The sequence below is a fragment of the Komagataeibacter sp. FXV3 genome, from assembly GCF_015155755.1.
Taxonomy (GTDB): domain Bacteria; phylum Pseudomonadota; class Alphaproteobacteria; order Acetobacterales; family Acetobacteraceae; genus Komagataeibacter.
On record NZ_VWPI01000019.1, the window covers coordinates 24,639 to 35,254 of the forward strand.

The window sequence follows — 10,616 nt, forward strand, 5'->3', positions numbered from 1 at the left end:
TGATTGGGACCCTTCTGCCTGTTCTGTTGGGGCTGCTTTGGCCGTTCATGGCCAATGCGGCTCCGCGGCAGGTGATCATTGGGGTCTATCCCAGCTATCCGCCGCTTGACATGCGTGACCCGGAGACAGGGCAGTTGGAAGGCTTTGACATTGACCTTGCCACCGCCCTGGCCCGGCAGAATGGATGGGCGCTGACCTTTCGCGAAATCAGCTTTGAAGAACTGTTGCCCGCGGTCCAGACCGGACGTGTGGACCTGTTTTTTAACGGCATGATCGACAATGCAGTGCGGCGGGAGTCAGTGGATTTTGTAGATTACCTGCAGGAAGGGTCGCGTTTTCTTGTGCCAACGCGCGATCTGGCGTCTTTCCGGACCCAGCGTGACCTGTGCGGCAAATACGTGGCCGCCAACCGGACCACCAGCCAGCCCGCGCAGATCCAGAAATGGAGCACGGAAAATTGCGGGGGAAACGAAATCCGGTTCTATCCTGCGGAAAATGACTCCGACGCCATGATCCAGCTTTATGAAGGGCGGGTGCAGGCGATGATGGTTGACAGCATTGTCACCCAGTATGTGATCCGAAGGGAAAAAGGTAAGATCACGGCGATGGAGGGACTGATTTTCCCACAGGAATTCGGGATTGGCGTCCATAAGGGGCGCACGGAACTGGCGGAACAGATCCGCAGCGGCCTGCGTGAACTCGTTCTGAATGGAAATTACAAAGAACTTCTTGATAAATGGGGTTTATCGCAGGAAAATGGTCTTGACGATGAATTACGGCAGTCGCCTGTATCTGTCAGTCCGTGACGGACACGCGCGTACGGCCTGCTATCAGATGGACCTGCCGGTTTGACCACGCCACCCCGCTCATCAAGAAATCATAAAGAGTCCGAAGTTCTGGATGCCGCTGAACTGCTGTTCCAGAAACAGGGATATGAATCAACCAAGATCGAAGCCATTGCCGTGGAAGCGTCGGTTGCTTCGGCTACGGTCTATAACTACTTTGAAACAAAGAATAATATTTTTCTAAGTATTATCCTGCGCCATCTGGAGGCAGCCTTGCCTGAACGCCGTCGGTTCATGCGCGCGCTGCCAGATGACCCGGTGGCCGGTATCATCGCGTTCGAAAACATGCTGGCGGAGCAGGCGCTCCGCTTTCTGGGGCGGGATTCATGGAAAATCATCCTGACCGCCAAGCTGCTTGATGACCAGTCCGCCGCTTACCGCACGGCGCGGCGTCTGGATACCCTGATCTACAAGCAATATATCCGCATACTGACCCGTTATCGTAACATGGGCCGCATCAGGGATGATGTTGATATTGCCCTGTTGGCTTCCCTGTTGATCGATGTCGGGAATGCCATTCTGGCGCGGATCGTGGTTTCTGCCCATACGGTGGCGGAAGGCATGAAGCTGTGGGGCGATCCAAGCGTGCGCATGGTCCTGCGTGGCCTGATCGTTGAACCGGAAGATACCGCCGCCTAGACCCGCATCGGTCCGCAGAACCGTCTGTATTGCATATGAGTCGGATAGCCCGACAGGGAACAGGGGGGGGGCTGCGTTGGGACATACTGAATCCGTTGCCCGCAACGCGATGCGTGCATGCCAGGCCGGAGGAGGCCGTTGCAGTCCGCATGACAAGACTTAATCCAGTGCCTTGTGGCTGGCATGGAGCAGAATGCTATCCCCTGCGGGGGGCGAACCCGCCCGCATGATACGTTACGGTAATGACGTTTTCCGTCGTAATATATTTGGTCAGGTCCGCATTCACGCCATCGAAAATCCCGTCATTGTAGGGTTGCTTTGGTCAGCAGCAGGGCCTCCATTTCCCCGACCAGTGACTGAAAACGGGGGAGGATAGAGAGTGGCCGTCCCAGATAGGCGGGCACGCGGTCGCTAAGATATCCGGTGAATCACGCTCGTAAGGCCTTTGCAATTCCGTTATGTAACGCACCCACTGCGTGGCAGATCCCAAGCCGTGTCGTGTAATCCGGCACGTAGGAAAGATCGACCAGACCTGCCACATAATCCTCTGGTGCCACGACATCTTCAAAAATGACGATATGGTTGCCAGTTGGCCGCATACCGATATGATCCCAGCTTTTTCCAATTTTCACGCCAGCCAGCCGACACGTGGATCATGTTCATCTGTTCTGACCCATACCAGCGCCCAGGTCAGCTTTTCGTAAATCTACCAGATTCTGGGGCGGTAAGTTGCCATTTTTATCATATCGTGGGGCCTGCTGGATAAAACGTCCAGCCAGTTCATCCAATATAGATACGTCAGAATTCGTAATGATATCAGTATCAATGACAGTCGTAACAGATGGTTTTGCGACTGTATCCATTTCCGGTGTTCTTCCCGCACCGTATGATATTTTGCGAAAGACAAAAGAAACCGCTGCATCATCGTGACAGGTGGTTGCCGTTTTCATGGGATGGCATGAAAATTTCAATCCGTGCCTGCATGGAGGGAATTTATGCACAGGCAGGGGGAACAGGCGTCATGTTCAGTTGATGGTGCGTACTGTGGATGATTGCTTTCGTTTTTATTCAAGTAAGATTGCCCACAAAAATAACCTACTCAGTAAAATATATATGGGGCGTACCTGTCAAAAAAACGTTTCGAATATATAATATAATGTATCAGCAACGAATGCGCCGATTCACCGATGCGCCCGTGCTGCCGATCTCTATATCTGCGGTTCACGTTGTGGAGGATTACATGGTTCCCAAAAAACAGTATCCACATCAGCAAGGACAGGGCCTTTACTTGTTCCGCCGGTTTCTGGCGGCATCAGTGCCAGTTGCCATTGTTGCCATTCCCGTTACATCGCATGCGGCAACGCCAGCACCATCTGCCAGGTCAGCTGTGCCCGCTCACATCGCCCGGCATCAGGCAAACGGGGGACAGCGCAGCACAAGTCGTCCGGAAGAGTTACGTGTGACATCTACTGCTCGCCAGCGTAATTTTTTACAGGCCATGACGGTCAATACCCTGTCGCGTGATGAAATCCGTAATCTCAATATCAATTCACCAAAGGATATTGCAGCTTTCGTACCCGGTGTTGCATCCGCCAATGCCACATCGGGAAGTACGCCTACCTTTTCCATACGCGGCATCGGGCTGGAAGATTACAGCGGCGCCAACATGAGTGGCACCGGCATATATTTTGATGGTCACCTGGCACCGTTCCCGGTTTTTTATAGTGGCCAGCTTCTCGATCTGCAGGAAGTAAATGTTGAAAAGGGTCCGCAGGGGTTTGACTATGGGCGCAGCACGACGGGTGGCGCCATCAATATGGTATCTGTCCAGCCTTCTGCCAAAAAGGAAGGCTATATCGACTGGGGTTATAGCAGTTATAATACCAATACGGGAAAGCTCGCATGGAACGTTCCCATATCTTCCAAAGTCTATAACCGTGTCGCCTTCAGCTATACCAAGGGGGATGGTTGGCAACATGATGTCCATACCAACCAGCGGTACGGGGCACAGGATACACTTGCACTGCGTAACCTGACAAAAATACTTGTTTCCCCGGATGATACGGTAACGCTCAACCTGCATTACTCGCGTGATGTGGGGACACCTGTATCACCGCAGAATACGAACGCCGATGCCACGGTATGGGGATCGAAGCCCGGTACTTACGGGATAGCCCCCAATAGTCCAGCCAATGCAGTAAATGTGGGCGCATTTGCACCCCGACGGCGTGAAAATGGCGGCGGGGTGTCGGTCAACTATTCCCATAAATTTGATAATGCAACGTTTGAATCCGTTACATCCATTGATTTCATGCGTCGTAACATTAACGACAATTATGATGGTGAAGCAAAAAGCGTTGGCGATTTTGTATGGGACGATACCTATATTTCTGAATCGCATGACATGCGGTTCAGTAGCAGTGTCGGCAACCTGTATCGCTACACGGTGGGACTGTATCAATCTTATGACAAGATTTCTGCCAATTACGTCAATGACGAGCAGGACCTGTTTGACAGTCCGCTTGGCACCATAAATTCGCATTTCAAGCAGCAGAATATTTCGGCCGGGATTTACGTCAACAATATCATCAATATAACCAAAAGCCTTGAATTTATCGCCAGTGGCCGTTTTTCCTATGATATTCGCGATTTCAAGGGTGGCACGATTGATACGGGCGGTTTTGTCACAGGCACGCCAGGATCATACCTGTCCTATCTTGATGAATCGCAGGCCTATCACCGTTTTACGGGAAAAGTCGGGCTACGTTATCGCATCACACCTAATATTCTGGTTTATGGAACGATCTCAAATGGTTACAAGGCGGGAACGTATTTTTCCGCGCCCGTTACGGCGTCACAGGGGCTGGATTATATCAAACCTGAAGGTGTTCTGGCGTATGAAGTCGGGGCAAAAGCCCAGTTATTCCATCATCGGCTTGAACTGAGCGGATCCCTGTTCGATTACGAATACCGCAATCGCCAGACCCTGGTGGTCGCCAACATGCCGGGCAATACGATTTCGCTGACACTCGCATCGCTACCCCGCGCACGGAGCCGTGGCGGCGAACTTCAGGCGGTCTGGCATTCTCCCATTCCCCATCTGGATCTGCAGGCGGGCTTTGCCTATCTTGACGCGCAGACACTCAGTTCCATGAGTAACCTCAATGGTCTGTCACTGCTGTCCCCCGTTTCGTCACATACCCAGTTGCCTTATGCGCCTCGTTTTTCATGGGATGGCGTCGCGCGTTATACTGTAAATGTCTCGCCGCGTTACCATGTCGCGTTGCAGGTAAGCTATTCGTGGAAAGCCCGGTTCTGGTCGTCGCTGTCTGACCCCAATGCGCGGCTTGGACAGATGAGTTCCCTTGGCGCACGGATGACCTTCGCGCCCCGGAATGACAAGTGGCAGGCGTCTGTATATGTCGAGAATGCCGCTGACAAACATACGGATGTCATGTCATTCACCACAAACGACAATTCCCGCGTCCAGTATATCCAGACGCCCCGTTGGGTGGGGTGTGACCTGCGCTATAATTTCTGATCCAGACGTTTGGGGAGGAAAAACTCAGGTTTTCAAATAACGTTCTGAAAAGAATATTATGGGAAATGCTGCCTTTTGAAAAAAAAGTGGCATTTCCCGATGCGTTTTGAAAAAACTCCGGGGCTGGCATAGGTCAGGAAATTAAAAAAGAACTCCTATCGGAATATTAGCCCAATGAGCGAGGGGTTATAGGCGTTTCCAGAGCATTATGTTCGGCAATACTTTCCCGAAGCTTGCGCCTGAACAGGGTCGCTGTATTGCGATTGACGTCAACGATCTCCACAGCACTACGTGCTGGCGTGCCCGCAACGGAGTACTCCAGAAGGCGTCTTTGGACGGCAGGTTTCAGAGGGCTGCGATGACATGGTTTCATATGGCATATCAAGCCTTTATTGGCTGGCCTATGCCAGCCCCGAACTTTTTATAATTTGCGGGTTGTTACAGGTGATCAGGTATCATTGGCGGAAGCCAGTTGTCGGTCCGCCCATGAAAAACGCCGCTCAACCCGTTTCTGTATGAACAGGAAGAAAAAGACCATTGCCAGGTAATAGACCAGGGCAACGGCATAATACTCTGTAAATTCAAAAGTGCGGGCGACCTGCACCTGTGTTACGGCCAGAAGTTCCTGCAACGAAATAACTGATGCGAGGGAAGTCGTCTTGAGCAGATTGATGAATTCGTTGATTGTGGGCGGCAAGGCGATCCTGAGCGCCTGCGGAAAAACAACATGAAAATAGACCTGCCGGCGGTTCATGCCCAGCGCATCCGCTGCCTGTTCCTGTCCTTTATCCACTGCGCTTAGGGCGGAGCGGTTGATTTCAACCTGATAAGCGGACTCATTGATCGACAGGGCCAGCCAGGTGGCGAGAAAGGGAGTAAACCATTCCTCACGGAAAACCGGCAGGAACTGCGGTAGGGCATTCCATATGAACAGAAGCTGCAACAGCGTCGGCGCGCCCCGGAATACCGATACATAAACACGCAATATCTGCCTGATGATGGAATTGGGCCCATTAAGGGTTATTGCCATCGGAATGGCGATCACGATGGCCGTAAGATGCGACAGCACGGCGATGCTGAGCGTAATGAACGCGCCTTTGATGAACGTGGAGGACTGCAGTGCTGAAAGGAACGTATTCCAACGGAACGCGGATGGCTGTGCGTTTTGTGTAAAGGCGGTCCTGTCGTTACCGTTTATGGCCCATTTTTTCTGTATGGTCGTGATGGTGCCGTCTGCCTGCAGCGCTGCCATGGCCGTGATGAGTTTTTCACGATCGGCGGCGTTTTGCCGGATATAGATCGCAAAATGGCGGTATTCCGGATAATCGGGCGTCAGGATTATGTTGACCTTGCCATGCAGCTGTTTCTGTCGGTAATAAAGCTCTACATCCTGACTGGCGAAAGCAAATACGCGCCCGATCAGAAGCTGTTGCACCACCTGGTCTTCCGTCGGGTATTGCTGGATGATGATGGGTGGGCGACCGGATGCCGCCAGTTGCTGGTTTTCGCGTTCGATACGGGTGGCGTAACTGGTTCCCGTCTGGATTGCGATCGTTTTTCCCGACAGGTCAGCCATGGATGAAACCGGCGGGGTGCCTGCCCGTGCCACGATGGCCAGCGACGTATCGAAATAGGGGACGGCATCAAAATTCTTCTCGCGTTCCGGCAGCTTGATGATCCCGCTTATGACCATGCCACAACGCTGTGCCGCCAGACTGGGAAACAGGCCGACAAAATCCATCGGTGTCACGACCAGGCGGGCGTTCCAGTAGCGGGCCAGCGCCTGTGCCAGATCAATATCCACCCCCGCTGTGGCTGACGCATCCGTGCCTGCCACGAATATCATGGGCGGCAGGGTGGGATTGACGCATATTGTCAGCGTCCCGTCATGCACGAACCCCGGTTGGTCAGCCGCCTCGGCACCAGACGGAGAAAGCGCCAGCAGACATAGTATGGCTGGCAGGTAGCGCAGGAAAAATACATGCAGGCGGGAGAGCGTCATGATGATGCAGCTTCGGCCGGGACGGACAGGTGGGTAGGAGGCATGGATGTGTCAGCACTCATTTTCGAGTATGGTGCGAAAGGTTTCGACCATAAGACTTGTTTCGGGGGAGGAGCGGTCCAGAAAATGGAACGTCGTGGTCAGATGCAGGTCATCCAGCCGGAGATGTCGCAGTACCCCGGCGGCAACCAGGGGACGGGCAAAGGGTTCGGGCAGGAAACCGACATAATTTCCCGTCCGGATCAGCAGCATGCGGGCATCCACGTTTTCCGCCGTGGCTGAAAAGGTCATGCGTTCGCGAATTCTGTCCCAACTGGGCGAACTGGCGACATCTGATACTTCTATCATCTGCTGCGTGGCCAACACATCCAGCGTTATGTTGGCTTCCGCCATTGTAAACAGGGGATGGCGTGCGCCACAGTATAGGTTCAGGCGTTCGGTAAACAGAACCGTGTCCCTGTCATGCGGGCTGGAGTGGTAATAAAGCGCGATGCCCGCCGCAGCCTGTCCGTTCATTACCGCGCATTCCACTTCCCGGGTTGAAGCGGACCGCACGTCCATGAAGACTTCCCTATGCCGGGCGGTGAAGGTTTCAATGGCCCTCACGATGGCCGTTTCGCCATGGACCTGTGCATTGTCGGTCACATACAGGCGAAATCGCCCGCTTAATACGCCACGGGCCGCATTGATGTGCTGCTGGAAGGCGTCGATGTCGCGCTGCAGTTGCTCCACGGCGTCGAGTACCATCCGGCCTTCGGCTGTCAGGGCGAAACCACTGCGGCCACGCTGGCACAGCCTGACATTCAACCGGTGTTCCAGCGCGGAAATATCGACACTGATCGAGGACTTGCTTTTACCCAGGGCGATTTCCGCGCCGGCAAAACCGCCCTGTTGTGCGACCATGCGGAATACACGCAGCATCCGCAGGTCCACTTCGGCAATCTGGCCCTGAAAGTTGCCATGCCGCCGGGCGGGTCGTGTACGATGCACTGTAGCGGATCTTACAGATGCAGCGGACGGGGGACGCGTCATGTACGACAGTTTCCTTCGTGGCCGGATATGATACAGGCGGACAGAGGTATTCTATCGTTATCAATAAGCAACAAAAAAACATAAAGGGCAAAGGAAAATATCGTCGCGGGCGATCCCATCGTATCCCTTCTGCAATGAAGGGGATGCTCCCCCCTGCATCTTCTACGTCGTTATGGTCCGATGTCGCGCTCAGCGCCGGTGCGATCTGGTGAATGGTTTCCAACACGGGCGGTTCTGGGGTACAGCAGGCGGGCATTCCCCGCGCGGGGGATGGCTTACGGGTTGTGAATAGGGCAAGGTCACATGATGGAACAGAAACTCCGGCAGATTAATGGGGACCGGACATTGCTGATGAACGCAGGCGCCTTCATGTGTGTCATCGCGATGCTGGGGATAGCAAATCTGGTCTGCCGTTTCGTGCTGCATACGGATGTGGTGTTCCTCATGCCATGGCTGGTGGCAGCCACGGGCCTGTATTTTTTTCTGCCGGCACTCATGCTCTGGCTCATTACAGGCCGTCCGTCCGGTTCCTGAACCGGGCGGGGGGTGCAAAACAGGATTGGGTGGATGGACATGGCGCAGGCACATGCCTATTGAGGCAATATGTCTTCCATCGGATCCAACCGGAGCGTACGGCTCGGTATAGATTTTGGCACGACCAATACCGTCGTGGTCGTGCTGGATGCGCAGGGGCGGCCCACGCCCGCGCGTTTTTCCTTTCCCCATCATCCCCCGGCCGAAACCTGCCGGTCGCTGCTATGCCTGTGGTGTGAGGAAGGCATGCCGGGACGGTCGTCCCTGCATGAGGCGATCGGGGCGGCGGCAATCGACGCCTATCTGGAAGACCCCGCGGACAGTCGGCTGATCATGTCCATGAAGTCCTATCTGGCGCAGGCGTCTTTTCGCCAGACCCGGCTTATGGGACAGGTCATGACGCTGGAAATGCTGATTGCAAGCTTCCTGGCCTGCCTCATGCGCACGATCGACGTTGACCCCGCCAATGTCACTGCAACGGTGGGCCGCCCCGTGCATTTCGCGGGTGAACGGCCTGATGATGCGCTGGGTGAGCAGCGCCTGCGCGACAGCTTCCGCGCGGCGGGGTTCCATCATGTTGATGTGGCGCTGGAACCCGAAGCCGCAGGCTGGCATTTCGCCCGGCGGCTGGATGCCCCCGCGACCGTGCTGGTGGGGGATTTTGGCGGCGGCACGAGTGACTTTTCCATCCTGCGCTTTGACCCGGCCGACCTGCGCAACGCCACCCCGCTGGGCTATGCCGGTGTTGGCATTGCGGGCGACCAGTTTGATTACCGCATCATTGACAACGTCATTGCGCCCGAACTGGGCCGCCATGCCACCTATCGTGTCATGGGCGGCCAGCCGCTGCCGATTCCGGCCGAATGGTATGCAAGCCTTGGGCGCTGGCACCGCCTGGCGCTGATGCGCACCCCACAGACCCTGCGTAACATTGCCGATGTCGCCCGCACCGCGTCCGAACCCGACAGGCTTAATGCTTTGATGCGCATCATTGATGAACAGCAGGGGCAGGCGCTGTATCGCGCGGTGGGGGCGGCGAAACGCGAACTGTCCACCGCCGGCCGCACGGTCCTGCGCTATGACCACCGTGATGTGCATATCAACCGCGAAATCACGCGCGCTGAATTCGAAGGCTGGATCGCCCCGGACCTGAAGCAGTTTGACGATGCCGTGGGGCTGGCGCTGGAACGGGCGGCACTGCCCGCCACGGCCATTGACCGTGTCTTCCTGACGGGGGGCACATCGTTCGTGCCCGCCGTGCGTGACCTGTTCAACCGGCGCTTCGGCGCGGAGCGCGTGGATATGGGCAATGAATTCGTCTCGGTCGCGGAGGGGCTGGCCCTGATGAACGCCTGATCGCAGCCGTCTGTCGCGTATTCCCGTCATTGTGTGTGTTTACAACTGTTTCGGTCCGAACTTATTGTTATCAAGCAGTAACAAACAGGGCCGCGCGTGGCGGTAGTGGAGTGGAATCGACGTGAAACGACTTTCCTGGCGGTATTTACCTTCGCTTGCGATCATGCTTGCCACCATGACGTCGGGCACACTGGCGGGACAGGCCCATGCGGCACGGGATGCGGGCGGCCCACAGGCGGCCGAGCCGTCCGCGCTGAGCGTGCAGACCGGCAGTGACATCCCCGCCCATGTCACCTTTCCCACCAGTGCGCGCAATTACATCAAGCGCGATGTCATGATCCCGATGCGCGATGGCGTGAAGCTGCACACGGTCATCGTCATTCCGCGTGACGCCACGAACGCGCCCCTGCTGCTGACCCGCACGCCCTACCATGCGTCCGAACGGGTGAACCGTATTACCGACGCGCCCGATATCCGTTCCATCCTGCCGCAGGGTGACGACGCGTTTGTCGAGGCAGGGTATATCCGCGTGTTTCAGGACATCCGCGGCAAATACGGATCGGAAGGGGACTATGTCATGACCCGTCCCCCCCGTGGCCCGCTGAACCCGACCCGCACGGATGAGACGACCGATGCGTGGGACACGATCGAATGGCTGGTCCATAAC

General features: G+C 55.5%; 10 protein-coding genes. 6 read left to right on the forward strand and 4 right to left on the reverse strand.

Going from position 1 to position 10,616, the window contains the following annotated elements; translation table 11 throughout:
* Positions 1-47: 47 nt before the first annotated feature.
* Positions 48-806, forward strand: coding sequence for a transporter substrate-binding domain-containing protein (locus tag F1542_RS02150; protein WP_193731580.1), 759 nt, complete (start codon positions 48-50; stop codon positions 804-806).
* Positions 807-848: 42 nt separating this feature from the next.
* A complete protein-coding gene (locus tag F1542_RS02155) occupies positions 849-1,484 on the forward strand; it encodes a TetR/AcrR family transcriptional regulator (RefSeq protein WP_193731581.1) in 636 nt (211 codons plus the stop codon).
* A 428-nt stretch (positions 1,485-1,912) separates the two neighbouring features.
* On the opposite strand, the gene F1542_RS02160 is transcribed toward F1542_RS02155, so the two are convergent.
* Positions 1,913-2,116: a hypothetical protein gene (locus tag F1542_RS02160; RefSeq protein WP_193731582.1), complete on the reverse strand. Its 204-nt coding sequence runs from the start codon at positions 2,114-2,116 to the stop codon at positions 1,913-1,915.
* 27 nt (positions 2,117-2,143) lie between these two features.
* Positions 2,144-2,434, reverse strand: coding sequence for a hypothetical protein (locus F1542_RS02165; protein WP_193731583.1), 291 nt, complete (start codon positions 2,432-2,434; stop codon positions 2,144-2,146).
* A 98-nt stretch (positions 2,435-2,532) separates the two neighbouring features.
* On the opposite strand from F1542_RS02165, the gene F1542_RS02170 reads away from it, so the two are divergent.
* On the forward strand, positions 2,533-5,025 hold the full coding sequence (locus F1542_RS02170; protein ID WP_227672396.1) for a TonB-dependent receptor: 2,493 nt from the start codon (positions 2,533-2,535) through the stop codon (positions 5,023-5,025).
* A 448-nt stretch (positions 5,026-5,473) separates the two neighbouring features.
* On the opposite strand, the gene F1542_RS02175 is transcribed toward F1542_RS02170, so the two are convergent.
* Together F1542_RS02175 and F1542_RS02180 are read right to left on the reverse strand one after the other, a co-directional pair.
* Positions 5,474-7,027, reverse strand: a complete 1,554-nt coding sequence (locus F1542_RS02175; RefSeq protein ID WP_193731584.1) for an ABC transporter substrate-binding protein/permease — start codon at positions 7,025-7,027, stop codon at positions 5,474-5,476.
* Positions 7,028-7,078: 51 nt separating this feature from the next.
* On the reverse strand, positions 7,079-8,059 hold the full coding sequence (locus tag F1542_RS02180; RefSeq protein WP_193731585.1) for a LysR family transcriptional regulator: 981 nt from the start codon (positions 8,057-8,059) through the stop codon (positions 7,079-7,081).
* Between the two features lie 351 nt (positions 8,060-8,410).
* On the opposite strand from F1542_RS02180, the gene F1542_RS02185 reads away from it, so the two are divergent.
* From F1542_RS02185 to F1542_RS02195, 3 genes are all read left to right on the forward strand, one after another.
* Entirely contained in the window at positions 8,411-8,593 is a 183-nt protein-coding gene (locus tag F1542_RS02185; RefSeq protein ID WP_227672397.1) for a hypothetical protein, read from the forward strand.
* 69 nt (positions 8,594-8,662) lie between these two features.
* Positions 8,663-9,949 (forward strand): Hsp70 family protein, encoded by a 1,287-nt coding sequence (locus F1542_RS02190; RefSeq protein WP_193731587.1) that lies wholly within the window; start codon positions 8,663-8,665, stop codon positions 9,947-9,949.
* A gap of 121 nt (positions 9,950-10,070) precedes the next feature.
* Positions 10,071-10,616, forward strand: a 546-nt coding sequence (locus F1542_RS02195; protein ID WP_346011742.1) for a CocE/NonD family hydrolase, incomplete at its 3' end; no start/stop codon positions are given.

Coding starts and splice junctions, on each gene's coding strand:
- F1542_RS02150 (WP_193731580.1), top strand. CDS start 48: ATGGCCAATGCGGCTCCGCGGCAGGTGATCATTGGGGTCTATCCCAGC.
- F1542_RS02165 (WP_193731583.1), bottom strand. CDS start 2,434: ATGAAAACGGCAACCACCTGTCACGATGATGCAGCGGTTTCTTTTGTC.
- F1542_RS02170 (WP_227672396.1), top strand. CDS start 2,533: ATGATTGCTTTCGTTTTTATTCAAGTAAGATTGCCCACAAAAATAACC.
- F1542_RS02175 (WP_193731584.1), bottom strand. CDS start 7,027: ATGACGCTCTCCCGCCTGCATGTATTTTTCCTGCGCTACCTGCCAGCC.
- F1542_RS02180 (WP_193731585.1), bottom strand. CDS start 8,059: ATGACGCGTCCCCCGTCCGCTGCATCTGTAAGATCCGCTACAGTGCAT.
- F1542_RS02185 (WP_227672397.1), top strand. CDS start 8,411: ATGAACGCAGGCGCCTTCATGTGTGTCATCGCGATGCTGGGGATAGCA.
- F1542_RS02190 (WP_193731587.1), top strand. CDS start 8,663: ATGTCTTCCATCGGATCCAACCGGAGCGTACGGCTCGGTATAGATTTT.